The sequence below is a fragment of the Glycomyces tenuis DSM 44171 genome, from assembly GCF_000427885.1.
GTDB lineage: Bacteria > Actinomycetota > Actinomycetes > Mycobacteriales > Micromonosporaceae > Glycomyces > Glycomyces tenuis.
In genome coordinates this window covers 37,316-60,328 of record NZ_ATYW01000003.1, presented here as the reverse complement: position 1 = coordinate 60,328, position 23,013 = coordinate 37,316, and the positions used below count along the sequence as shown (strand labels likewise).

Annotated in this window: 20 protein-coding genes; 7 read left to right on the top strand and 13 right to left on the bottom strand. The window is 70.0% G+C overall.

Translation table 11 applies throughout. The features are described 5' to 3' along the window. The first annotated feature begins 49 nt into the window (after positions 1 to 49). On the top strand, positions 50 to 1,852 hold the full coding sequence (locus YWW_RS0105185) for a Stk1 family PASTA domain-containing Ser/Thr kinase (protein ID WP_026929277.1): 1,803 nt from the start codon (positions 50 to 52) through the stop codon (positions 1,850 to 1,852). 9 nt (positions 1,853 to 1,861) lie between these two features. On the opposite strand, the gene pyrE is transcribed toward YWW_RS0105185, so the two are convergent. From pyrE to YWW_RS0105160, 5 genes are all read right to left on the bottom strand, one after another. Beyond that, entirely contained in the window at positions 1,862 to 2,398 is a 537-nt protein-coding gene (gene pyrE, locus YWW_RS0105180; protein ID WP_026929276.1) for an orotate phosphoribosyltransferase, read from the bottom strand. 97 nt (positions 2,399 to 2,495) lie between these two features. After that, positions 2,496 to 4,151 carry a protein kinase domain-containing protein gene (locus YWW_RS0105175; RefSeq protein ID WP_026929275.1) on the bottom strand — a complete coding sequence of 552 codons (1,656 nt, stop codon included), beginning with the start codon at positions 4,149 to 4,151 and terminating at the stop codon, positions 2,496 to 2,498. A 250-nt stretch (positions 4,152 to 4,401) separates the two neighbouring features. Then, on the bottom strand, positions 4,402 to 4,866 hold the full coding sequence (locus YWW_RS0105170) for a hypothetical protein (RefSeq protein WP_026929274.1): 465 nt from the start codon (positions 4,864 to 4,866) through the stop codon (positions 4,402 to 4,404). 135 nt (positions 4,867 to 5,001) lie between these two features. After that, positions 5,002 to 5,469 carry a ribose-5-phosphate isomerase gene (locus YWW_RS0105165; protein ID WP_026929273.1) on the bottom strand — a complete coding sequence of 156 codons (468 nt, stop codon included), beginning with the start codon at positions 5,467 to 5,469 and terminating at the stop codon, positions 5,002 to 5,004. A gap of 11 nt (positions 5,470 to 5,480) precedes the next feature. Further along, entirely contained in the window at positions 5,481 to 6,686 is a 1,206-nt protein-coding gene (locus YWW_RS0105160; RefSeq protein ID WP_026929272.1) for a DUF1015 family protein, read from the bottom strand. A 104-nt stretch (positions 6,687 to 6,790) separates the two neighbouring features. Here YWW_RS0105160 and pepN point away from each other — a divergent pair, with 104 nt between their 5' ends. Further along, positions 6,791 to 9,331, top strand: coding sequence for an aminopeptidase N (pepN, locus tag YWW_RS0105155; RefSeq protein ID WP_026929271.1), 2,541 nt, complete (start codon positions 6,791 to 6,793; stop codon positions 9,329 to 9,331). A 131-nt stretch (positions 9,332 to 9,462) separates the two neighbouring features. Continuing rightward, a complete protein-coding gene (locus YWW_RS0105150) occupies positions 9,463 to 10,386 on the top strand; it encodes a hypothetical protein (RefSeq protein WP_026929270.1) in 924 nt (307 codons plus the stop codon). A gap of 74 nt (positions 10,387 to 10,460) precedes the next feature. Here the strand turns inward: YWW_RS0105150 and YWW_RS0105145 are convergent, their stop codons facing one another. The 3 genes from YWW_RS0105145 to YWW_RS28435 all read right to left on the bottom strand — a co-directional run bounded on the left by YWW_RS0105145 (position 10,461) and on the right by YWW_RS28435 (position 11,905). Next, positions 10,461 to 10,898 (bottom strand): DUF5130 family protein, encoded by a 438-nt coding sequence (locus YWW_RS0105145; protein ID WP_026929269.1) that lies wholly within the window; start codon positions 10,896 to 10,898, stop codon positions 10,461 to 10,463. Next, positions 10,885 to 11,169: an aa3-type cytochrome oxidase subunit CtaJ gene (gene ctaJ / locus YWW_RS28440; protein WP_035699520.1), complete on the bottom strand. Its 285-nt coding sequence runs from the start codon at positions 11,167 to 11,169 to the stop codon at positions 10,885 to 10,887. The genes YWW_RS0105145 and ctaJ overlap by 14 nt, the downstream gene beginning before the upstream one ends. Before the next feature lie 214 nt (positions 11,170 to 11,383). Further along, on the bottom strand, positions 11,384 to 11,905 hold the full coding sequence (locus YWW_RS28435; RefSeq protein WP_035704128.1) for an HNH endonuclease: 522 nt from the start codon (positions 11,903 to 11,905) through the stop codon (positions 11,384 to 11,386). A gap of 344 nt (positions 11,906 to 12,249) precedes the next feature. Between YWW_RS28435 and YWW_RS0105130 the strand changes: the two genes are divergently transcribed. Next, positions 12,250 to 13,182 carry a mechanosensitive ion channel family protein gene (locus tag YWW_RS0105130; protein WP_155829935.1) on the top strand — a complete coding sequence of 311 codons (933 nt, stop codon included), beginning with the start codon at positions 12,250 to 12,252 and terminating at the stop codon, positions 13,180 to 13,182. 80 nt (positions 13,183 to 13,262) lie between these two features. Then, positions 13,263 to 13,694, top strand: a complete 432-nt coding sequence (locus YWW_RS0105125) for a globin (protein ID WP_051325404.1) — start codon at positions 13,263 to 13,265, stop codon at positions 13,692 to 13,694. Between the two features lie 205 nt (positions 13,695 to 13,899). On the opposite strand, the gene YWW_RS0105120 is transcribed toward YWW_RS0105125, so the two are convergent. The 5 genes from YWW_RS0105120 to ettA all read right to left on the bottom strand — a co-directional run bounded on the left by YWW_RS0105120 (position 13,900) and on the right by ettA (position 18,721). Next, a complete protein-coding gene (locus tag YWW_RS0105120) occupies positions 13,900 to 14,787 on the bottom strand; it encodes a vacuolar protein sorting family 37 protein (protein ID WP_035699522.1) in 888 nt (295 codons plus the stop codon). A gap of 229 nt (positions 14,788 to 15,016) precedes the next feature. Next, positions 15,017 to 15,778: a type III secretion system chaperone family protein gene (locus tag YWW_RS36800; RefSeq protein ID WP_211228437.1), complete on the bottom strand. Its 762-nt coding sequence runs from the start codon at positions 15,776 to 15,778 to the stop codon at positions 15,017 to 15,019. Between the two features lie 317 nt (positions 15,779 to 16,095). After that, entirely contained in the window at positions 16,096 to 16,650 is a 555-nt protein-coding gene (locus tag YWW_RS0105110) for a DUF8185 domain-containing protein (RefSeq protein ID WP_026929264.1), read from the bottom strand. Continuing rightward, positions 16,638 to 17,039, bottom strand: coding sequence for an acyl-CoA thioesterase (locus tag YWW_RS0105105; protein WP_026929263.1), 402 nt, complete (start codon positions 17,037 to 17,039; stop codon positions 16,638 to 16,640). Before YWW_RS0105105 ends, YWW_RS0105110 begins: the two co-directional genes overlap by 13 nt. A gap of 2 nt (positions 17,040 to 17,041) precedes the next feature. Continuing rightward, on the bottom strand, positions 17,042 to 18,721 hold the full coding sequence (gene ettA, locus YWW_RS0105100) for an energy-dependent translational throttle protein EttA (RefSeq protein WP_026929262.1): 1,680 nt from the start codon (positions 18,719 to 18,721) through the stop codon (positions 17,042 to 17,044). A 148-nt stretch (positions 18,722 to 18,869) separates the two neighbouring features. On the opposite strand from ettA, the gene YWW_RS28430 reads away from it, so the two are divergent. Next, on the top strand, positions 18,870 to 20,315 hold the full coding sequence (locus YWW_RS28430; RefSeq protein WP_051325403.1) for an alpha,alpha-trehalose-phosphate synthase (UDP-forming): 1,446 nt from the start codon (positions 18,870 to 18,872) through the stop codon (positions 20,313 to 20,315). A 46-nt stretch (positions 20,316 to 20,361) separates the two neighbouring features. Continuing rightward, positions 20,362 to 22,956, top strand: a complete 2,595-nt coding sequence (gene otsB, locus YWW_RS0105090) for a trehalose-phosphatase (protein WP_026929261.1) — start codon at positions 20,362 to 20,364, stop codon at positions 22,954 to 22,956. Positions 22,957 to 23,013 lie beyond the last annotated feature (57 nt).

Sequence of the window (23,013 nt, the reverse complement as noted above, 5' to 3'; positions counted from 1 at the left end):
CACCTCATACACTGGTGATCACTGCCGGACTCATGGGAAAGGACGCGGGTTGACGACGACTACTGGAGACCTCACCGGTGCGCTCGTCGACGGGCGGTACCGGCTCCAGCGACTGATCGCGAACGGCGGCATGGCGTCGGTGTACGAGGCGCACGACGACCGGCTGGACCGCACCGTCGCCGTGAAGATGATCACGGCCTCCGACGTCGCCGGATTCGACCTCGAGGCGTTCACCGACGAGGCGCGCATCATCGCGCGCCTGTCGCACCCGAACATCGTCGCCGTCTTCGACCAGGGCGTCCACGGCGGTCTCCCCTACGTCGTCATGGAGTACGTCCCCGGCACCACGCTGCGGGACCTGCTCAACCGGAGGCGGCGCCTGCGCATCGAGGAGGCCGTGGAGCTGTGCGGCCAGATCCTCGACGGCCTCCAGGCCGCCCACGACGCCGGGCTCGTCCACCGCGACATCAAGCCCGAGAACATCCTGCTCAAGAACGGCGGCCGCGGTGACCGGGTCAAGGTCGTCGACTTCGGCCTCGCCGAGGCCGTCCACGGCGAGGACCGGCGGGGCGGCCCGCTGCTCGCCACCGCCGCGTACGTCGCGCCAGAGCTGGTCGCCGGGCGTCCGGCGAGCCCGGCCAGCGACGTCTACTCGACCGCGATCCTGCTCTACGAGCTGCTCACCGGGGAGGTCCCCTTCGACGGGCCCGACCCGGCCCAGGTCGCCCAGCGGCACCTCGGCGAGGATGTCCCCTCGCCGCGGCGCATCGCCCAGGACGTCCCCGAGGGCCTGGCGCAGCTGGTGATGCTCGCCGCGAGCCGCGAGCCGGACGCGCGCCCGGTGGACGCCGGGGCGTTCGCGCGGCGGCTCCAGGCCGTCGACGCCCGGCCGGTGGCGACCGCCGCCGGTCAGCCGCCGCGCCCGACGCGGGCGGTGCAGACCACGATGGTCGTGCCGCAGGGGCGGACCGGGCGGTCGTGGAAAGCCCTGGTCACGCTCATCGTCATCGTCGCCACCCTCGCCGCGGTGGCGCTGGCCGGGTGGTGGATCGGCGTCGGCCGCTACACTTCGGCGCCGTCGCTGCTGGACCAGGACGCCTCGTCTGTAACGGCCTACGCCGAGGAGCGGGGCTTCGAAGTCGAGTTCACCGACGGCGCCTACAGCGAGAGCGTCCCGAAGGACCAGGTGCTCTCGCAGGATCCCGGTGTGGGCGAGCGCATCCGCTCGGGCGGCACCATCACGGTGACGCTGTCGCTGGGGCCGGAGCGGTACGAGGTCCCCGAGCTGGCCGGGATGGACGAGGATGAGGCGCTGGCGCAGCTCGACGCGTTCGGGGCCGAGGTGAATGTGGAGCGCGACTACAGCACCGAGCACGACAAGGGCGAGGTCGTCTCCACCTCGCCGCCCGCCGGCGAGAAGGTCAAGGCCGGGGCGGCGATCACGGTGCTGGTCTCCGAGGGGCCGCCGCCGCTGACGGTGCCGGATCTGGTCGGGCTGGACGAGGACGCGGCCGAGGAGCGGCTCGAGACCGAGGGCCTCGACGTCGGCGACGTGAGCGAGCGCTACAGCGACACCATCCCCGAGGGCGCGGTCATCGAGCACACCCCGGCCGCGGGCGGCGCCGTGGCGCCCGACGACGAGGTGGACCTGGTGATCAGCGGGGGCCCCGAGCCGATCGAGGTCCCCGACGTGGTCGGGATGAACGTCGACGACGCCAGGGAGCTGCTCGAAGACCTCGGGTTCACGGTCAAGACCGGTCAGATCTGGTTCACCGGGACGGTCTTCGACCAGTCGGAGGACCCGGGCGAGGAGATCCCGAAGGGCTCGGAGATCTGGCTGTGGGCCCGCTGACGGCCCGGGCTACCGCTCCCCGGCGGCCTTGAGCTCGGACATCGTGAACAGGGCCTGGAGTTCGACGCCGTTGTCGGCCAGATTCTTCGGGCCGCCCGATTCGCGGTCGATGACGCACACGGCCTGCTCGACCGTGGCCCCGCGGCGCCGCAGTTCGGCGACCGCGTCCAGGACCGCGCCGCCGGAGGTCACGACGTCCTCCACGATGAACAGCCGCCGGCCCTCGACCTCGCCGCCCTCGGCGAGCCGGCATGTGCCGTAGGTCTTGGCCTCCTTGCGCACGAACAGCGCCGGGATGCCCGTCACCTGCGAGAGCATGACCGCCAAGGGGATCCCGCCGGTCTCCAGGCCCGCGAGCGCGTCGACCCCGTGGGCCGGGACGAGCGGCGCCAGCGACTCGGCGACGCGCCGCAGCATGACCGGGTCGGACTCGAACAGGTACTTGTCGAAGTACTCGTGCGCGACCACCCCGGACCGGAGCGTGAACTCACCGGTCAGGTGCGAGCGGCGGTAGATGTCGTGGGCAAGCGCGGTGTCGGTGCTCATGTGCACCACCCTGCCATGCCGCACCGGGGCGGCGGCGCTCGGCGGGCGCGCCGAGCGGGGCGCGCCTCACCGGAAGCGTCCGCCGGTCCACGAACCGTCAGAAGAGGTCCTGGAACCAGTCCCCGATCCAGTCGAAGAGATCGAACTCGAAGTCGAAGTCGAGCCAGTCCCACGTCAGCTGGTCGAGGTAGTTCAGGCCCACGATGAACAGGAACACGCCGGTCACCAGGTGCGTGAGCCTGGCGGTGCGCCGCTTGGCGCGGAGCATCCGGCCCCAGAACATGCCGCCGAGGACGCGGACGAGGAAGAACAGGCCCACCGCGACGGCCAGGACCAGCAGGTAGCTGACGACCTGGGTGCGGATGCTGTCCAGCCCCTGCTGGACGGACCACATCAGCCACATGATCAGCGAGAACAGCCCGCCGATGATGCTGAGTTCGAGGCCTTTGGACAGGCTGCCGGGCGGGCCGAGCAGCGGGTGCTGCGGCTCGTCGCCGTCGAGGCTGCGGCGGTGGCGGTCGTCGACGTCTTCGGGCGGGTCGCCCGCCAGCCGCAGACGCGGGAGCGGCTCGTGGTGGTGGTTGGACTTGCCGCGCACGTAGTCGCCGCTGCCCTGGTCGGGGACGCGCACGCGGCCGGCGATCGCCTGCTTGCCGGCCGGGCCGGCCGCCTCGGTGAGGCCCATGCCCGACTCCATGACCCTGGTGCCGCCGGCCTCGGCGGGCGGCGACGAGACGGGGGCCGGGGCGGGCGGGCTGATCCGTCCTCCGAGGACACGGGTGGCCGCGGTGTTGTTCACGCCCTGCCCGCCGGGGGCGCCCCAGTCGACGCCGAGGTCCGGCACGTTGGACCGGGCGACGACGGTGGTCAGCTCGGTGATCCAGCGCGAGAGCTCGTCGGTGCGGGGCCGGTTGTCGGGGTTGTCGTCCAGCGGCGCGGTGAGCAGCTCGCGCAGCCGCGTGTTGGATTCGAGGACGGGGTGGCGGCGCAGCCGCGCCCACGGCACGGACTGCGTCTGGCCGGGCGAGTCGGTGCGGGCGCTGGCACCGGTGACGAGGTAGAACGCGATCGAGCCGAAGCCGTGGACGTCGTAGGCGGGGCCGACCTTGCCCTCGTGGGCCTCGGGGCCCGCGGTCTCGCGGGTGTAGGCGATGGTGGTGAGGTGCGCCGGCGTGTGGTAGCGGGCGCCGGTGAAGTCGATGACCTTGGCCGAGCCGTCCGGGCCGATGATGACGTTCGCGGGCTTGAGGTCCATGTGCAGCACCGGGTGGGCGCCGTGCGGCGGGTGGTGCATGGCGAGCATGACGTTGACCACCGACTGGAGGGTGCGGGCGGCGTCGACGCGGCCGAGGCGCTGGGCCAGCAGCTGGCGCAGGTCGTGGCCGGGCAGGTATTCGAGGACCTGGAACGGGACGGGCTCGCCGGTGGCCGGCTGGCTCGGGTGGTGCGGCATGCGCCCGTAGAAGGCGTCGATGCGGCGGCAGATCGATCCGACGTCGCGGCTGTGGAGGTCCATGAGGACCGCGTCGCCCTTGTCCCAGGAGCGGTACTGCCGCTCACGGGAGTCACCGGGGTTGAGACGGAAGACCTTGACGGTCAGGGGCGTGGAGGAGATTCCCGCGGACATGCGGACAGCCTGGTAGACGTCGGCCTGGCCGCCCGAGCCGAGCATGCCGGTGAGCCGGTAGCTCTGCTCTGATCCGGGAAGCGGATCGGCCGGGCCGCAGACGAGGTCGACGGTGGCGTTCGTCATTGGGCGCGGTTCCTTCACGAATGGATTGTTTCGCCCTAGCGTAACGCCCCGAGCCCATATCACGCGGGCCGCGGCGGGACGGCTGTTTCCATGATCTCAGTGGGCAACGGCGGGCGTTTCGCCTTGCGGACGAGGGCGAGGCGCACTGCCGGGCGGCCGGAGACCGCGATTCGGCGGCTCGATCGGTTACCGTTCCGGAACCGTCTCGCGGCGTACCCGTGCCCTGGCGGCGCGGCCCGCCGCCGCTTCGCTAGCGGTTGCCGCCCCAAGGGGTCTCGCCCTGAGGTGAGGAGCTCGGCGGCATGCCGCCCGAGGGCTGGGCGCCGAAGTTCGGACCCGACGGCTGGCCGTAGGAGCTGGCGGGCGGCGCGGGGGCGCGGTCGGAGCTGATCGGCTCGAAACCGCTCCCGCCGCCGGGGCGCGGCTGCTGCGGCGCGGCCGGGGGCGGCTCGCTGACGCGGTCGTAGCTGCCCGCCGCCACCGGCGCGGCGCCGCCGGCGCTCCCGCCGCCCCGGTTGAGCGACCACAGCGCGGGTGAGAAGGCGATGCTGAGGATGCCGAAGCCCATGGCCCAGGTTCCCGCGAACGCCTCCTCGTAGTCGGTGCCGCCGAAGTCGAGGTAGGTCATCAAGAAGGTGAAGGTCATGAACAGCAGGGCTGCCAGCAGGCAGAGCACCTGGAAGGTCTGAAGCAGTACGCGAAAACCCTTGGACATGCATTGACGCTACCAACACATGTCCAACAACTCCATATACAACCGAACGAATTCGGGCATCATTCGCCTTCTCATCGTTCATGCCAACGGAACGCCGAAGGCCCGGACGTCCGTCCGGGCCTTGGCGATCGGCGTCTACGGCAGCTCGGGGAGCTCGCGGGTCCGCTCGTACTCGGCGAGCTGGTCGATGCGGCGCTGGTGGCGCTCGGCGCCCGAGAACGACTCGCCGACGAACGCGTCGACGAACGACGTCGCCTCCTCCAGGCTGTGCATCCGGCCGCCGATGGCGACCACGTTCGCGTCGTTGTGCTGGCGGCCGAGCTCGGCCGTCTCGACGCTCCAGGCCAGCGCGGCGCGGCAGCCCTCGACCTTGTTGGCCGCGATCTGCTCGCCGTTGCCCGAGCCGCCGACGACCACGCCGAGGCTGCCGGGGTCGGCCACGACCTTGGCGGCGGCGTTCAGGCAGTACGGCGGGTAGTCGTCCTCGGCGTCGTACTCGAACGGGCCCACGTCGACGACGTCGAAGCCGCGGCCGTTCAGATGCTTCACCAGGTGGTCTTTGAGTTCGAGACCGGCGTGGTCGGAACCGAGATAGATGCGCACGGATACCTACCCTATCGTTTCGGGAGCTCGGCGATGGCGAGCCCGGCGCGGGCCTTGGGCACGAACCAGGTCGACTTGCGGGGCATCTTGAGCCGCTGGAGGTTCACGTCGATGAAGTCCTCGACGGTGACCGGGGCGATGAGGATCGCCAAGTCGGCCTTGCCCGCGTCGACCTGCTCGACCAGCCACGAGGCCGGGTAGTCGCCGCCGACGTAGGTGATGCGCTTGTCGCCGGCGTCCCAGCCGAGCAGACCGCCCAAGACCTCCTGCTCGACGCGGGTGTGGTCGAGCCGGTCCACGACGCTGCCCTCGGTGTCCGCGAAGGTGATCTCCCAGGTGCGGCCCTGGCCGTAGGCGACGACGGTGCCGCCCACGGCGGGGGTCTCGGGCGGGCCGCCGACCTGGGTGACCTCCGCGCCGATCTGGGCGATCTGCTCGACCAGCTGCGAGGCCGAGCCGGGCAGGCCCGCCACGAGGCGGTGGTAGGGGCGGATGGCGACCGACTGCGGAGTGGTGACGACCGCGAGGAAGCGGTCGAGCTCGCCGACCTGCGCGGCCAGCGAGCGGTGGTTGCCGTCGGCGACGATGAGGTCGCCGTCGCCGGCCAGGGCGGCCAGCGCGAGGCCTTCGTCGCCGCCGATCGCCCAGATCTCGTGGGTCCGGCCGGCCTCGTCGACGTCGGAGGCGACCGGTTCGCCCGCGCCCGCGACGGCCTCGGCGACGGCGGCGTGGAGCTCGTCGCCGCGGCTGGACTGGAGCAGCAGGACGGGGCTGAGGAGGTGCCGCAGCTGCTGGTTGAGCTCGTTGCGCTGCTTGACCTTCTCGATGAAGACGTCCTCGTTGCGGATGACCTTGCCCGGTTCGTCGGCCGCGGAGGAGATCTCCGCGGTGTCGACCATGCAGAACACCCCGTAGGCCACCGGCTCGGCGCCGCCGGAGATGCGGTAGGCGACGGCGACGTCGCCGAAGGAGGCGAAGCGCCCGGCCTCCTTCAGGGCGGCGAGGCGCTCGGCCGCGGCGGGGAGGGCCTGCTCGAAGCTCAGCCCGGCCGCCACCGCCTCGGGCGTGTGGGCGGGCATCTCGACGCCCAGGACGCTCGCCGGATTCGCCTCGACGATCCGAGTGATCTCGGTCTCGTCGGGGAACTCGTCGTAGTTCTTCGCCGCGGTCTCACCGGTGGAGAGCCAGGCTTGCGGTATCGGGTGTGCTGCACTCACGCCGACAGCGTAATGGAGCAGGATGCCCAGGCCGCAGCCGCCGAGTGAACTCCCGGGATATGACACACTTCTTTCAGATCTGACCCTAAGCGACTGGAGGCACTGTGGCGGCAACCCACATTCTCACGCGTGACGAGGCCCGGCGCCGTGCCGAGCTGCTCACCGTCGACTCCTACACCGTGGAGCTCGACCTCACCGGGCATGAGCGGGGCGACACCTTCTCGTCCCGCACCGCGGTGACGTTCTCCTGCGCCGAACCGGGCGAGGCGACGTTCATCGAGATCGCCGCCGAACGCATCGAGGACGCGTACCTCAACGGCGAGCCGGTCGACATCTCGCTCTTCGACCCCAAGGCGGGGCTCAGGATCGAGAATCTCGCCGCCGAGAACACGCTCGTCGTCAACGCCATCTGCGCCTACTCCACCGACGGCCAGGGCCTGCACCGCATGACCGACCCGGTCGACAAGGAGACCTACCTGTACTCGCAGTTCGAGGTGGCCGACGCCCAGCGCGTCTACGCCTGCTTCGACCAGCCCGACCTCAAGGCGAGCTTCACCTTCCAGGTCCGCACCCCCGCGCACTGGAAGGTGATCTCGAACATGCCGGCGGTCAGCGAGACCGTGGTCGATGAGCTGTCGATGAAGGTGTCGCTGTTCGAGACCTCGCCGCGGATGAGCCCGTACGTCACGGCGATCTGCGCCGGGCCCTATGTCGGGGTCCACGAGACGCACGACGGCATCGACCTGGGAATCTACTGCCGTCAGTCCATGAAGGACTACCTGGACCCGGAGGGCGTCTTCGAGGTCACGCGCCAAGGCTTCGACCACTTCCACGCCAACTTCGGGGTGCGGTACCCGCTGCCGAAGTACGACCAGGTCTTCGCCCCCGAGTACAACTTCGGCGCGATGGAGAACTTCGGCTGCATCACGATCGCCGAGGCCTCGTTCCTGTTCCGCAGCCAGGTCACCGACTACGAGCTGGAGCAGCGCGCCAACGTGATCCTCCACGAGATGGCGCACATGTGGTTCGGCGACCTGGTGACCATGCGCTGGTGGGACGACCTGTGGCTCAACGAGTCCTTCGCGGAGTGGGCCAGCCACTGGGCGAACGTGGAGGCCACCCGCTTCGACGGGGCGTGGACGACGTTCCTGTCGGCCCGCAAGAACTGGGGCTACGGCCAGGACCAGCAGCCGACCACGCACCCGGTCTACACCGAGATGCCCGACACCGAGTCGGTGCAGGCCAACTTCGACGGCATCACCTACGCCAAGGGCGCCTCGATCCTCAAGCAGTTGGTGGCCTACGTCGGCATCGAGCCGTTCCTGGAGGGCCTGCGCTCCTACTTCCAGAAGCACCAGTTCGGCAACGCGGTCTTCTCCGACCTGCTCACCGAGCTGGAGACCGCCTCCGGCAAGCCGCTCAAGGACTTCGCGGACACGTGGCTGCGCACCGCCGGCGTCTCGACGCTGCGCCCCGAGGCAGAGGTCGACGCCGAGGGGAACTACACGAAGGTCACGGTGCTCCAGGAGGTCCCGGCCGAGCACCCGACGACCCGCACGCACCGGATCGCCCTCGGGCTCTACGACCTCGAAGGCGAGCGGCTCGTGCGGCGCGAGCGCATCGAGGCCGACGTGACCGGCTCCTCCACCGAGGTCGCCGCGCTCGCCGGAGTGAAGCAGCCGGACCTGCTGCTGCTCAACGACGACGACCTCACCTACGCCAAGCTCCGCCTCGACGAGCGCTCCCTCGCCACCGCGATCGAGCACACCTCGGGGCTGGACGACTCGCTGCCGCGCGCGCTGATCTGGTCGGCCGCCTGGGACATGCTCCGCGACGCCGAGCTGCCCGCCCGCCGCTTCGTGGCGCTCGGCGCGGCCAGCCTGACCGATGAGACCGACATCAACATCGTCACCGTCGCCCAGCGGCAGGTCGCCGGCGCCCTGTCCTACGCCGACCCCGCCGCCCGGGCCGAGCTGCGCGAGCAGTGGGCGCAGGCCGCGAGGTCCGCGATGGAGGCCGCCGAGGCCGGCAGCGACATGCAGCGCGCCTGGGCCAAGGCCTACGCCTCGGCGTCGCGCTCCGCGGCCGACCTGGCCCGCATCGGCGGCTGGCTCGGCGGCGAGGACGTTCCAGGCGGCCTGGCCGTCGACGCGGACCTGCGCTGGGCGCTGCTGACCGGCCTGGTCGCGGCCGGCGCGGCCGACGAGGCGGCGATCGACGCCGAGCTCGACCGCGACGACACCGCCGACGGCCGTCGCCTGTCGTTCATCGCCCGATCAGTGGTGCCGAGCGCGGACGCCAAGGAGCGCGCCTGGGAGCGGATCGTCGACCCGTCCACCGAGAACTACATCCGCCGCTCCTCGATGCTGGGCTTCTCCCCGCTCGACCAGGCCGACCTGGTACGGCCCTACCTCGAGCGGTACCTGGAGGCGGTGCCGGAGCTGTGGGAGAAGCTGGGCGCCCAGCAGGCCGTGGAGTTCTCCAAGCTGGCCTTCCCCTCCTCGCTGATCGAGCCCGCCACGATCGAGGCGCTCGACGCCTGGCTCGCCGAGGAGCGGCCCGCGCCGGTCAAGCGCGGCGTGGCCGAGGCCCGCGCCGACACGGCGCGCGCGCTCGCCGGCCGGGAGCTCGACAGGACCGCTTGATCCGCTGGAAGGCGTCCGCCGTTCGAAGTCGGGGCTTCGGGACGACCGTCCCGGAGCCCCGGCCCCTGTCCGGCTCATTGATAAGCTCTGCCCAACTCGCCCCAGCACCCCGTCTCCGAAGGAGAGCAGCCTTGTCCGCGCTTCTGCCGGTCGTCGTCCTCAGCGCCACTTTGGTCGCGCTGTTCGGAGTCGTCCTGCCTCTGCTGCTGCTCGGTCCCGTCATGGCCACGCGCACCCGGCCGCAGCCGCAGCAACTGCTGTTCGCCGTCGTCCTGCTCATACCGACGATCGCGATCGGCTCGGTCTTCCTGGCGTGGTGGGCGGCCTCATGGCTGGAGACCGCCGAGGCGCCCTCTCCGACGCTGGTCGGGATCTCGCTGGTCGCGGCGGCCACGGTGGGGCTCTTGGCGCCGCTGCGCGTGCCGACCGGCGGTGGCGGCCCGTTCTGGCTCAAACCGCTGCTCGGCTTCAGCGCGGGGATCCTGGTGCCGGTCGCGGTCATGGAGAGCATCGTGCTCGGCCTGCACGAGGTCGCCGCCGCCGCTATCGGCGTGATCGTGCTGGGCCTGCTCGTCGTGGTGTTCCGGGTGATCGCCAAGCCGCTGGCCGCGCGCCGCCATGCCAAGCAGCTTCGCGCCTCCGTCGAGCGGTTCCAGGGCCAGCTGGTCGACGTCACCGACGAGGCGTGGCGGCTGACCGGCGCCAAGGGCGACGCGAACCAGATCGTGCTCCAGTACGCAGGCGAGGAGGACGGCAAGAAGCTGGGCGCCGTGCTGCTGCTGAAGCGGGACATGGAGTGGGTGCCGGTCGCCAAGGAGAACGAGTCCGCGGTCTTCGAGCTCTCGCGGGGCCTGAACGGCCATCCGACCGAGGCCGTCCTGGCGCAGAAGCAGCTCGGCACGCCCGCGACGCTGACGCTGCGGATCCCGGGCACGACCGTGCTGTCCATCAGGGAGGGCGTCGCCGACTCGCTGTCGTGGGTCGAGTTCATCGGCAAGCTGGAGCTGTCCGACGCCTCGCGGCTGCTCGAACGGCAGCTGCCGGAAGAGCACTGAGCTCGGGCCCAGAGACGACAAGGGCGTCGGCCGAGAAGCGGACTTCTCGACCGGCGCCGTCGTCTTTCAGGCCCTCAGGCGGCCGCGGCCGTCTCCGCCAGCATCCGCAGGCCGGTGACGATGCCGCCGTCCAGCTGCCCGGCGCCGAACGCGGCCTCCATGGAGAACACCACCAGGGCCGCCGCGCGGTCCGGGATCTTCTCCTGGGCGAGCTTGCCCGTCACGATCTCGAGCTGGCGCTGCTCTGGGGACACGGCGATGAGGACCGACTTGTCGGGTTCCTTCAGGCGGTCGTGCATGGCCTCGGCGGCGCCGCGCACCGGGTCGTGGAGCGGGCCGACGTAGACGCTGTAGTGCAGGCCGCCGCCCTCGCGCTCGGCGGTCGTCAGGGCCTCGTCGAGGTGGAGCAGCTGCCTCGTGTCGAACGGGCCGTCCAGGACGGCGGGCCGGACCTCTTCGGGGCTGCGGTCGGTGCGGACCTGCCGCTGCGCGATGGTCTTACCACTGGCCATGGGAGCCTCCCTTGGGTCCGCTGGCGATCGGCTCGCCGCTGCCTTCCGACGCCGCGGCGCCGGACTCGATCTCTCCCGCGGTTCCGGGGCGCACGCCGGAGTCGACCGCGTCCGGGCGGGCGATGAACCAGACCGGCTTGAAGTCGTACGGCTCGCCGGGGCGGTACCGGGACTGCGGGCGCGGGTGCCGCAGGAAGACCACGGCGTACACCACGACCGTGACCAGGATCGGGGCGCCGAAGAGAATCAGCAGCTCCTCGAAGACCGTCATGTTGCTCCCCTAAATCAGGTACAGGGCTCGGCCCTCAGACTAATCCAATTGCGCCTCGCGCACGCCGCAGGTGGCGGAGAGGTGCGACCGGTCGCACCCGGCACGGACCGGACGGGCGGGGCCGATCCGCCCGTGCTGGAGGTCTGGACGCACCACGGCCCATCGGCGGCGCCGCAAGGCGCGCCGACGGGCCGTCCGATGTCTTGATCAGTGGCTAGTGTCTTCGTGCGAGTTCGTGGCGGCGGCGGGGCAGCCAGTCTTCCCAGGCGGGGTCGGGGCGGCGCTGTCCGCGGAAGCCGCGCAGCTGCCAGCCCGAGGGGGGCCGCGGGGCGCGCGGCAGCCGCCAGCCGAGCTCGGCCAGCGTCCGGTCGCTCTTGCGGTGGTTGCAGGGGGCGCAGGCCGCGACGACGTTGTCCCAGGTGTGGGTGCCGCCTTTCGAACGCGGAACGACGTGGTCGATCGTCTCGGCCGTCGAGCCGCAGTACACGCAGCGCCAGTCGTCGCGGACGAACACGCCGCGCCTGGAGGGGCTGTTGCCCACCTGCCTGGGGATGGCGACGTATCGGTTCAACCGGACGACGGCCGGGATCGGGATGTTCATCGTCTCGCTGCGAAGAAAACCGTCACCTGGTGTGACGGTCTCGGCCTTGCGCGTGAGCAGCAGCACTGCCGCTCGTTTCACCGGCACCACGCACAGCGGCTCGTAGCTCTGGTTGAGGACGAGGGCGGAGCCCAGCGTGACGGCATTGTGGGAGAAGAGGGTCGCATGAGCACCTGGGGCAGGCTCATCGCCGTCAAGCGCACTCCTATGTCGAGGTCCTATCACGGTGTCTTACCTCCAAGCCAACGGTCACGTCAAGTTTGACGTAAATCTCAAGAAATTGCACCCCGGTTCCCTGGGATCTTTGGTGACGAGCGAATATCGTCTGGTCGAACACCCGTCGATGAGCATCTGAAGCCGTCGCGACCCCGGAGGGTGCGCGGCCCCCGAGGCGCAGAAGGAAGAACGTGGAACTGCTTGCCGCTACCGGAGACTCTCCCTGCGAGACGGGGTTCAACTCGTGCTCGCTGCTGTGGCGCGTGACCGAGAGCAGGGGCTTCTCCCTCGACGGCGGCGCGGTCATCGACAAGATCTTCGAGATCCTGGTCATCGTCATCGCGGCCTTCGTGCTGCGCTGGCTCGTGAACCGCTTCATCGCCAGGATCATCAAGCAGGTCACTACCACCAAACGGCCGCAGTCGATCGCGGAGCTGAACAACCTGCTCGGCTCGTCCAAGAGCCGCCGCGAGGAGATCGTCGGTGACCGGACCCAGCAGCGGGCCGCGACCCTCACCAGCGTGCTCCAGCACATCAACGGCATCGTCATCATGAGCGTGGCGTTCATGCTGATCCTGAGCGTCTTCAACGTGAACCTGGCGCCGATCCTGGCCAGCGCCGGCATCGCGGGCATCGCGATCGGCTTCGGCGCGCAGAACCTCGTGCAGGACTACCTGGCCGGGATCTTCATCCTCCTGGAGGACCAGTACGGCGTCGGCGACATCGTCGACGTCGGGGACGCCTCGGGCACCGTCGAGGACATGGGCCTGCGGGTGACCACGATCAGGGCCCTGGACGGGACACTGTGGTACGTGCGCAACGGGCAGATCCTGCGGGTCGGCAACTCGAGCCAGAGCTGGGCGTACGTCGTGGTCGACACGCCGCTGCCGCCGACGGTCGACGTCGACGAGGCCGGGCGCCTCATGACCGAGGTCGCCGCCGCGTTCGCCGAGGACGAGGAGTGGCGCGACCACGTGATCGAGGAGCCCGAGTACGTCGGCGTCATCGAGGTGACCATCGACCAGACCAAGCTGCGGCTCGGGGTGAAGACCTCGAGCGACCAGCAGTGGGCGGCGGGCCGCGAGCTGCGCCGGCGCATCGCCGACGCGCTGAAGGAGGCCGGCATCACCGACACGATGGCGGCCCGGGTGTACGTGCCGAGGAGCAGCGCGACGCCGACCGAACCCCAGCAGTGACAAGGTGATCTGCGGCGCACTCGGTGTGACGCGCATCGGATAGTGTTCCCTTGCGGTCCTGAGCTTGGCACGATGGATGGATGCCGACCTCCAACAGCCCGCGTGCCGTCGTGTCGCTCACGCCGACCGGCCAGCCCGCGCCCACCCAGTCCTTCTATGAGGCGGTGGGCGGTGCCGAGACGTTCAAGCGGTTGACCGAGGCCTTCTACGAGCAGGTCGCCGACGACGAGATCCTGCGCCCGCTCTACCCGGAGGAAGACCTCGCGCCCGCCACCCGCCGCTTCCAGATGTTCCTGGAGCAGTACTGGGGCGGCCCGCACACCTACTCCGAGGAGCGCGGCCACCCGCGCCTGAGGATGCGCCACGCCCCGTACGTGATCGGCGAGCGCGAACGCGACGCCTGGCTGCGGTGCATGCGCCACGCCATGGACGTCGTCGCCCTCCCCGAGGAGTACGACAAGGTCATGTGGGAGTACATGGAACGCGCGGCGGACTTCATGCGGAACGCATGAAGCACGAGCTCAGCATGCGGAACGCATGAAGCACGAGCTCCCGATGCCGAACGCATGAAGCGGAAGCTCCGGATGCGGAACATGTGAACCGTGAGCGCCGCGGTTTGCGGCACGCGTGAAGCACGAACACGAGCTGCGGAACACCTGAGACCTGAGCGAGCGGCCCGCCTCGAGGCGGGCCGCTCGCCGTTTCGTCAGAGGTCCGTCACTGGATGCATTGGAGCTCGGCCTCGCGGTAGAGCTCTTCGTGCGCCAACTGGTATTCGATGTACTCGTCGGTGAAGATCTCTTCGAAGTTCTCGGCGTCGTAGTTGAGCTCACCCTCATAGACGTGGTCCACCCACTCCTGGAACGCCGCCTCGCATTCGTCGAACTCCGTCGAGACTTCCTGAAGGTCCTCGAGGCTGCTGCTGAGCCCGGCGTTCTCCTCGCTGAGCTGCTCTTCCGAGGCCTGCAGTTCCTCGACGAGGGCCTCCTGCTCTTCGAGCTCGCCGGACTGCTGGGCGAACAGCACCGCGAGGATCCCGGCCGTGAAACCGACCGCCACCAGCGCCACCGAGAGCACGATGATCGCGGCCCGGCCGGGCCTGCGCGGCGGGCGCGCCATGAGGATCGGGCCGGTGACCGCGGGAGGGACGGCCGCGAACTGCTGCGTGCCGACCTGTGCGGGCGCGGTCTGCTGCATCGCCTGCGCGGGAGCCGGCGGGTTCGGCGGCGGAGTGAGCGTCTCGGCCACCGGGGCCGCTTGGGGCGCCGGAGCGGCGACCTGCTGCGGCGCCGGTGTGGCGGGGACGCCCGTGTCCACGGGCTGCGGTGTGGGGACGGCGGCGTCGGCGGCCTGCGGCGGTACCGGCGCCTCGGGGACGGCCACGTCCGCGGGCCGCGGTGTAGGGCTTTCGATGATGTCGGCGGCCCGCGGTGCGGCCGCCTCAGAAGCGGTGTCGGCCTCCTGCCGCGATACCGGCATGTCGGGGACGGCCTCGCCGGCGGGCTGCGGCACAGGGGATTCGGGGACGGTCTCGCCGGGGTTCTCCGGCGACACGGGCTGCCGCGCCGGAGAGGGCCGCTGGTCTTCGGGGGGAATCGAAGTCATCCTGGCTCCAGGTATTCATTTGGGGGAGTCGATTCACCACATGATACCCGTGGCCGGTCTATCACGCTTTCCGATCGCCTTTGAGCAGCGAGAACAAGCAGAACATACAGCGATCATCCGCAACAGCCCCGATCAAAATAGACAGAACATTTGAGACTTTCCCGGGCATCGGATGCGACAGGGGCCCGGCCGCGATCGGCCGGGCCCCGAAGTCGCGGGTTCGCGAGCGCTACAGCAGCTCGCCTTCCAGCCATTCCACGAAGGTGCCCGAGATCGCGGTGCCGCAGTCGATGAGCTCTTCGAGCAGCGCCAAGGTGATGCCGGGGCGGACGGGGAGCTGAATCTCGCCGAACACGGGGAGCGAGCCGGACTCGGTGGGTTCGCCGAGGTAGGCCTTGAGGAAGCGCCTGGTGCGGTTCCACTCGTTCATGGCGGCGTAGCCGCGCTCGGCCCAGTCGCGCGGCACGGTCTGGTAGGCGCGGGCGCGCAGGACCAGGATGTCGGCGTCGGGGCCTTCGGCGCGCACCTGCACGATGTGCCGCTCCCACAGCGCCACGACACCGCCGTTCTCGTCGATCAGGTACCGGATGTCGAGGTTCTTCAGCGCCGAGACGATCCGCTCGGAGTCGAGCGGCATGACCTCGTCGCGGTGGCTCTGCGCGATCTCCTCGAGGTCGGAGACGAAGTCGGGGTCGATCTCCTCGAGGTCGCGCTTGATGAGATGCCAGCGCTCGACCTCGGAGATCTGCTCCTCGCCCGGGCCGAAGTCCAACTGGCCGACATGTCCGTGCGCGTACTCCTCGGCCTCGGACATGGCGAGCTCGGGCGCGTCGTGCCGCTCGGTCCTGGGGCTCGGAACCGGGCTGGGCTGGCTGCCGCGCGCCTGGGCGCGCTCGGCCGAACCGCCGAGCTCGCTGTCGGCGTCCGCGACCTGCTCGGCCACGGCCTCGTCCTCCGCATTGCGCTTCCTATTGCTGCGCCACCACGCCATATTCTCGTCCGCCTTCCCACCCAAAATACGAATCACCGGCAGTACATGGGCTTTACGTTTGGCATTCCTAGTTGGCTGAACTTAGCCGGATTTGCGCTGCTTCGCGCATTGCCAAGTTACGCCCCGTCACGCTGAGCAGCCTAGGACTTGGCACCGACAATGCACAACCGTCAGGCATTCCTGCCCAAAAGTATGAACCCCGGTGCATGTGTTCGCAGCCCAGCGCCGATGACTGTCACATGTCTCATACGTCGACGCCGCATCGGCCCGGCGTTATGACGCCGTCCGTCGGGTTTCCGTCAGAGCGGTGTCACCCGTCAGAGCAATGGGAGGCCGCGCTCGCGGTCCCACACGCCGCCGTGGGCGGCCGCGAGGCCGACCCTGCGTCCGGCCCGGAGCACCCTGACGGGGCCCTCGCCGAGGAAGCCCATCCGCATCAGGGCCACCACGAGCCGGAGTTCGACAGCGTACCGTTCGCCGCCGTGTTCGACGCGCAGGGTCACGTGGTCGAGCAGCGCGTCCCGCAGACGCCGGTCGCCGACGCCCTGCCCGCGCCGCTGACGCAGCGCCTCGGCGGCCTGGCGGTCGATGGCGGCCACCTCGGCGGCGGGCACGGTCTCGACGACCTCCCAGGGCCGCCCCGGCAGCCGGCCGCGCCATTCGGACGCGGGCCGGGCCTCGATGCGGCCGTCGCTGAGGTCGCCGGCGCGGTAGACGGCCTCCTCGAGGCCTCCGGCGAGCTCGCGCACGGCCAGCGCGCCGATGGGCAGCGCGGCCCACAGGCGGCCGTCGTGGACGCGCAGGAGGGCGTTCGCGTCGAGCCTGGCGACCCTGGACGCGAACGCGGCGTCGTCGGGGGCTAGTCCTCCCATCGCGCCAGGAACGCCCGCTCGGGCTCGGTGAGGCGGCGGGGGCGGCCTTCGGCGGTGTCGTAGGGCACCATGACGGACTTGGCCCGCAGCGCGAGCTTGTCGTTCGCGAACAGCTCGTAGGCGAAGGTGAACGAGGCGTTCCCGATCCGCTCCACCCACAGCTCGACGCGGACCTCGGCGGGGACCGTGACGGGCAGCAGGTAGTCGACCTCGTGGCGGGCGACCACGACGCCCTGCCTGAAGCCGGGGACCCCGGCGGCCTCGGCGACGGTGAACATCATCGACACGCGCGCCTCTTCGAGCAGCACCATGTACTTGTTGTTGTTCACATGCCCGAAGGCGTCCATGTCCGACCAGCGCAGGGCCACGTCGGTCGTGTAACGGGCCATCGCTAGTCCCTGGTGAGCCTGCGGTGGGTGACGCGGTGCGGCTTGGCGGCGTCGGGCCCGAGTCGCTCGATCTTGTTCTTCTCGTAGGCCTCGAAGTTGCCCTCGAACCAGAACCACTGCGGCTCGCCGTTCTCGTCGGTGCCCTCCCACGCGAGGATGTGGGTGGCGACCTTGTCGAGGAAGGCCCGGTCGTGGCTGATGACCACGGCGCAGCCGGGGAACTCCAGGAGGGCGTTCTCGAGGCTGGAGAGCGTCTCGACGTCGAGGTCGTTGGTGGGCTCGTCGAGCAGGAGCACGTTGCCGCCCTGCTTGAGGGTGAGCGCCAGGTTGAGCCGGTTGCGCTCGCCGCCGGAGAGGACCTTCGTGGGTTTCTGCTGGTCGGGGCCCTTGAAACCGAACGCGGCGATGTAGGCGCGGCTGGGCATCTCGACCTTGCCGACCATGAGGTAGTCGAGGCCGTCGGAGACGGTCTCCCACACGGACTTGTCGCCGGCCAGGCCGGCGCGGTTCTGGTCGACGTAGGAGATGTCGACGGTGCCGCCGACGTTGACCTCGCCGCCGTCGGGCTTCTCGAGGCCGACGATGGTCTTGAACAGGGTCGTCTTGCCGACGCCGTTGGGGCCGATGATGCCGATGATGCCGTTGCGCGGGAGGCTGAAGTCCAGGCCGTTGATGAGCGTGACGCCGTCGAAGCCCTTGACCAGGTCTTTCACCTCGATGACAGTGCTGCCCAGGCGCGGGCCCGGCGGGATCTGGATCTCCTCGAAGTCGAGCTTGCGGGTCTTCTCGGCCTCGGCGGCCATCTCCTCGTAGCGGCCCAGGCGCGCCTTGGACTTGGTCTGGCGGCCCTTGGCGTTGGAGCGGACCCACTCCAGCTCGTCCTTGAGGCGCTTCTGGAGCTTGGAGTCCTTGCGGCCCTCCACCTTCATGCGCTCGGCCTTCTTCTCCAGGTAGGTGGAGTAGTTGCCCTCGTAGGGGTAGGTGCGGCCGCGGTCGAGCTCGAGGATCCACTGGGCGACGTTGTCGAGGAAGTACCGGTCGTGGGTGATCGCGATGACCGCGCCGGGGTAGTCGGCGAGGTGGCGCTCCAGCCACAGGACGCTCTCGGCGTCGAGATGGTTCGTGGGCTCGTCGAGCAGCAGCAGGTCGGGCTGCTCCAGCAGGAGCTTGCACAGGGCCACGCGGCGGCGCTCGCCGCCAGAGAGGTTGGTGACGGGCCAGTCGCCGGGCGGGCAGCGCAGGGCGTCCATGGCCTGCTCGAGCTTGGAGTCCAGCTCCCAGGCGCCCGAGGCGTCGAGCTCCTCCTGGAGGCGCCCCATCTCCTCCATGAGCTCGTCGCTGTAGTCGGTGGCCATCTCGGCGGCGACCTCGTTGAAGCGGTCGAGCTTCGCCTGGACGGGCGCGACGGCCTCCTGGACGTTCTCCATGACCGTCTTCGACTCGTTCAGCGGCGGCTCCTGCGCGAGCATGCCGACGGTGGCGCCGGCCGCGAGGCGGGCCTCGCCGTTGGAGACCTGGTCCTGGCCGGCCATGATCCGCAGCAGGCTCGACTTGCCGGCGCCGTTGGGGCCGACCACGCCGATCTTGGCGCCGGGGAGGAAGTACACGGTGACGTCGTCGAGGACGACCTTGTCGCCGTGGGCCTTCCGCGCCTTTTCCATGGTGTAAATGAACTGCGCCACACTGATCCTTCGCTGACTCGTGGTTAACCGCCCTCAATGATGACAAGCCCCTGCCCGGCCCGCCATTCGCCCCGCCCGGGGACACTGCTCCGTCACGAACCGCCCGAACCGCCCAGCCGGTAATCTTGCGTAAAGGAGGGACTACAAATTGAGCAACGCATCCTTCATTGTCGTAGCCAACCGCCTCCCCGTCGACTCCGTGGTCGACGACGAGGGAAACCGAACCTGGCGCCGATCCCCTGGCGGCCTCGTCACCGCCCTCGAACCAGTTCTCCAGGCCAACCAGGGCACGTGGATCGGCTGGGCCGGACAGACCGGCGCCGCTCCCGAGCCGTTCGAGGCCGACGGCATCAAGCTGCTGCCGGTCGAGCTCAGCGCCGACGAGATCGCCCGCTACTACGAGGGCTTCTCGAACGCCTCGCTGTGGCCGCTGTACCACGACGCGGTGCAGCCTCGCATGTTCCGCCGCTCGTGGTGGAAGTCGTATTACGAGGTCAACGCCCGTTTCGCCGAGGTGTGCGCGGCCGAGGCCGCGCCCGGCGCGGTGGTCTGGGTCCAGGACTACCAGCTGCAACTGGTCCCCGCGATGCTGCGGGAGCGCCGTCCCGACCTGCGCATCGGATTCTTCCTGCACATCCCCTTCCCGCCGGTGGAGCTGTTCATGCAGCTGCCCCACCGCATGGAGATCCTCAAGGGCCTGCTGGGAGCGGACCTGGTGGGCTTCCAGCGCCCGCTGGCGGCGCAGAACTTCCTCGCCCTCACCAGGCACCTGCTCGGCCACCGGCCGCGCGGGCACTACGTCACGGTCGAAGACCGCCTGGTCAGGGCCGACGCCTTCCCCATCTCGATCGACACCGCCACGTACGAGGAGGTCGCGAACACCGAGCGGGCGCGCCATCGGGCCAAGGAGATCCGCGCCGAGCTGGGCGAGCCGGACACGATCATCCTCGGCGTCGACCGGTTGGACTACACCAAGGGCATCGAGACGCGCCTCAAGGCGTTCCGCGAGCTGCTCGAGGACGGGCGCTTCCGCGTGCCCAAGACGGTGATGGTGCAGGTGGCCACGCCGAGCCGCGAGCGGGTCGAGCAGTACCGGGTGCTGCGTGACAAGGTCGAGCGTGAAGTCGGTCGCATCAACGGCGAGTTCGGGCAGGTGGGCCTTCCGGCGGTCCACTACCTCCACCAATCGTTCGACAGGTACGAGCTCTCGGCGCTGTACCAGGCGGCCGACGTCATGGCGGTCACGCCGCTGCGCGACGGCATGAACCTGGTGGCGAAGGAGTACGTGGCCAGCCAGGTCGAGAACCGAGGCGCGCTCGTGTTGAGCGAGTTCGCCGGTGCCGCAGGGGATCTGCGGCAGGCGTTCCTGGTGAATCCGCACGATCTGACCGGCTTGAAAGACGGATTCGTGACAGCGGCGGAGTCGTCCGCGGACGATAAGATGAAAAGAATGCGCGCGATGAGGCGCTACCTGCGCAAGCATGACGTAAGCCGTTGGGCCCGCAGTTTCCTCACAGCGCTAGGTGTTCCGGAGCGCAGCGCAGCGTACAATCCGGGCAGCCCACCCGCCGCTGAAGCGGCGGAAGGCAGGTAGGCACAAGCCTGATTCCGCAACTGACCGGTGTTGGAGATACGCCAAGATGACCGCACCAAGCCCAGAGGGACCCGGCCCTGAAGGACTGAGTTCCTCCGACGAGCTTCGCTCGGCCCTCGCTCAACTCGCCCGAGTACCGCAGCTGTTGATCGCCTGCGACTACGACGGCACGCTCGCCCCCATCGTCACCGACCCCTCGCAGGCCAAGCCGATTCCCGAATCGGTCACGGCGTTGCGGACGCTCGCGAACCTGCCGCAGACGAAGGTGGCGGTCATCTCCGGTCGCGCACTGCGGGACCTGGCGGCGCTCTCGCGCCTGCCGTCCGAGATCCATCTGGTGGGCTCGCACGGCTCCGAGTTCGACGTCGGGTTCACCCGGGCGCTGTCGAGCGAGGACCAGCGCCGCCGCGACAAGCTTGTGGCGGAACTCACGGCGATTGCGGAGCGCTACACGGGCACGCGGGTGGAGCCGAAGCCGGCGGGCGCGGCGCTGCACACCAGGGAGGCCTCGGAGGCCGACGCCGCCGAGGCCACCGAGGAGGTCCGCAAGGGCCCGTCCACTTGGGATGGCGTGCAGACCACGGAGGGCAAGGCCGTCATCGACCTGTCGGTGGTGACCACCCACAAGGGCGACGCCCTCGACAAGCTGCGCCACCAGCTGGGGGCCTCCGCGGTGCTCTTCCTCGGTGACGACGTGACCGATGAGAATGCGTTTGCGCATCTCCATGGCCCGGACATCGGCATCCGGGTGGGGCCCGGCCCCACCCGGGCCTCCTTCCGGATCGGTGACCCCGAGGACGTCGCGAGGCTCCTGGCGCACCTCGTGGACACCCGCCGCAGCTGGCTCCAGGGCGAATCGGCGCAGCTCATCGAGCGCCACTCGATGCTGGCCGACGGCGCCAACCACGCGCTGCTCACCCCGGACGCGCGCCTGACGTGGATGTGCCACCCCCGCCCCGACTCCGCGTCGGTCTTCGCCGACCTGCTCGGCGGCGAGCACGCCGGGCACTTCACCGTCCAGCCGGTCAGCGCGGGCATCCCGCTGGGCCAGCGCTACGTCGCCGGGACGATGACCGTCGAGACGCGCTGGCCGGGCCTGACGATCACCGACTGGCTCGACTCGACGCTGCGCCGCCGCGGCGATTTCAACGCCACCGTCCTGGTGCGCGAGATCACCGGCGAGGTCCCCGTCAAGATCACCTTCGCGCCGCGCCCGGAGTTCGGGCAGCTGCCCGTGCAGCTCCAGCCCGTGGCCGACGACGGTCTCAAGGTCCTGGGCGCGAACGAGCCGATCAGCCTGCGCTCGCCGGGCGTCGAATGGCAGATCGACCACGACGGCCAGCACGCCCTGGCCACCGCCGTCGTCGACCTGGCCGAGATCGGAGGCTCGCTGATCCTGGAGATGCGCGCCGGCGTCGACGACCTCGGCGAGTGGAAGCCGCCGGTCAACGTCCGGCGCCGCACCACCGAGGCCGGGTGGCGCAACTGGTCCGACTCGCTCAAACTGCCCGCCCTCGAACCCGAGGCGGTCTCGCGCTCGGCGCTGACGCTGCGGGCCCTGTGCTACCAGCCCACCGGCGCGATCCTCGCCGCGGGCACCACCTCGCTGCCCGAGGAGCTCGGCGGCGTGCGCAACTGGGACTACCGCTTCTGCTGGGTCCGCGACGCGGCGATGACCGCGCACGCGCTGGTCGACATCGGCTCCCTCCAGGAGGCCGAGGCCTACTTCGAGTGGGTCTCGAACATCATCGAGCGCACCGCCGGGCACCCCGAGCGGCTCGCCCCCCTCTACGACATCGAGGGCGTCGCGCCGTCCCCCGAGGCCATCATCGAGACCCTCCCCGGCTACGCCGGGGCCAGGCCGGTGCGCATCAACAACGCCGCCTCCAGCCAGGTCCAGCTCGACGTCTTCGGGCCCGTCGCGATGCTCGTCGAGGCCGTCGCCCAGCGCCGCGGGCACCTCTCGGAGTTCGAGCAGTCGGTCCTGACCTCCATGGTCGAGGCGGTCGAGAAGCGCTGGCACGAGCCCGACCACGGCATCTGGGAGGCCCGCCAGGCGCCCCGGCACCACGTCTACTCGAAGGTCATGTGCTGGGTGACCGTCGACCGGGCGCTCAAGGTCGCCGAGCAGTTCGGCATGGAGTACGGCCCGACCTGGCCGGAATTGCGCGACTCGATCGCCAAGAACGTGCTCGAACTGGGCTGGAACGACGAGGTCGGCGCCTACACCGCCGCGTACGGCCACGAGGACCTGGACGCGGCCTCGCTGTGGGTGGGCCTGTCGGGCCTGCTGGCGCCCGACGACCCGCGCTACCTCAAGACGGTCCTCAAGATCGAGGCCGGGCTGCGCAGCGGGCCGACCGTTTACCGGTACCACCGCGACGACGGCCTGCCGGGCACCGAAGGCGGGTTCATCCTGTGCGCCGCCTGGCTGGCCGAGGCCTACCTCCAGGTGGGTCGCCGCACCGACGCCGAGGAGCTGTTCGAGCAGATCCTCGCCTGCGCCGGCCCGACGGGCCTGCTGCCCGAGCAGTGGGACCCGATCGCCGAACGCGGCCTCGGGAACCACCCGCAGGCGTACTCGCACCTCGGTCTGATCCGGGTGGCCAACCTGCTCAACGGCCAGAACGGTCACGTGTAGACGCAGCGGCTAATCTGTTGGGGACGTCCTAGACCGTCCCCAACAGAAAGCCTCCGC

What these genes read in the sequence shown, in the direction of transcription:
- pyrE (WP_026929276.1), bottom strand. Translation starts at nt 2,398, where the DNA reads ATGAGCACCGACACCGCGCTTGCCCACGACATCTACCGCCGCTCGCAC.
- YWW_RS0105175 (WP_026929275.1), bottom strand. Translation starts at nt 4,151, where the DNA reads ATGACGAACGCCACCGTCGACCTCGTCTGCGGCCCGGCCGATCCGCTT.
- YWW_RS0105170 (WP_026929274.1), bottom strand. Translation starts at nt 4,866, where the DNA reads ATGTCCAAGGGTTTTCGCGTACTGCTTCAGACCTTCCAGGTGCTCTGC.
- YWW_RS0105145 (WP_026929269.1), bottom strand. Translation starts at nt 10,898, where the DNA reads ATGGCCAGTGGTAAGACCATCGCGCAGCGGCAGGTCCGCACCGACCGC.
- ctaJ (WP_035699520.1), bottom strand. Translation starts at nt 11,169, where the DNA reads ATGACGGTCTTCGAGGAGCTGCTGATTCTCTTCGGCGCCCCGATCCTG.
- YWW_RS0105125 (WP_051325404.1), top strand. Translation starts at nt 13,263, where the DNA reads ATGCCGACCTCCAACAGCCCGCGTGCCGTCGTGTCGCTCACGCCGACC.
- YWW_RS0105120 (WP_035699522.1), bottom strand. Translation starts at nt 14,787, where the DNA reads ATGACTTCGATTCCCCCCGAAGACCAGCGGCCCTCTCCGGCGCGGCAG.
- YWW_RS36800 (WP_211228437.1), bottom strand. Translation starts at nt 15,778, where the DNA reads ATGGCGTGGTGGCGCAGCAATAGGAAGCGCAATGCGGAGGACGAGGCC.
- YWW_RS0105110 (WP_026929264.1), bottom strand. Translation starts at nt 16,650, where the DNA reads ATGGGAGGACTAGCCCCCGACGACGCCGCGTTCGCGTCCAGGGTCGCC.
- YWW_RS0105105 (WP_026929263.1), bottom strand. Translation starts at nt 17,039, where the DNA reads ATGGCCCGTTACACGACCGACGTGGCCCTGCGCTGGTCGGACATGGAC.
- otsB (WP_026929261.1), top strand. Translation starts at nt 20,362, where the DNA reads ATGACCGCACCAAGCCCAGAGGGACCCGGCCCTGAAGGACTGAGTTCC.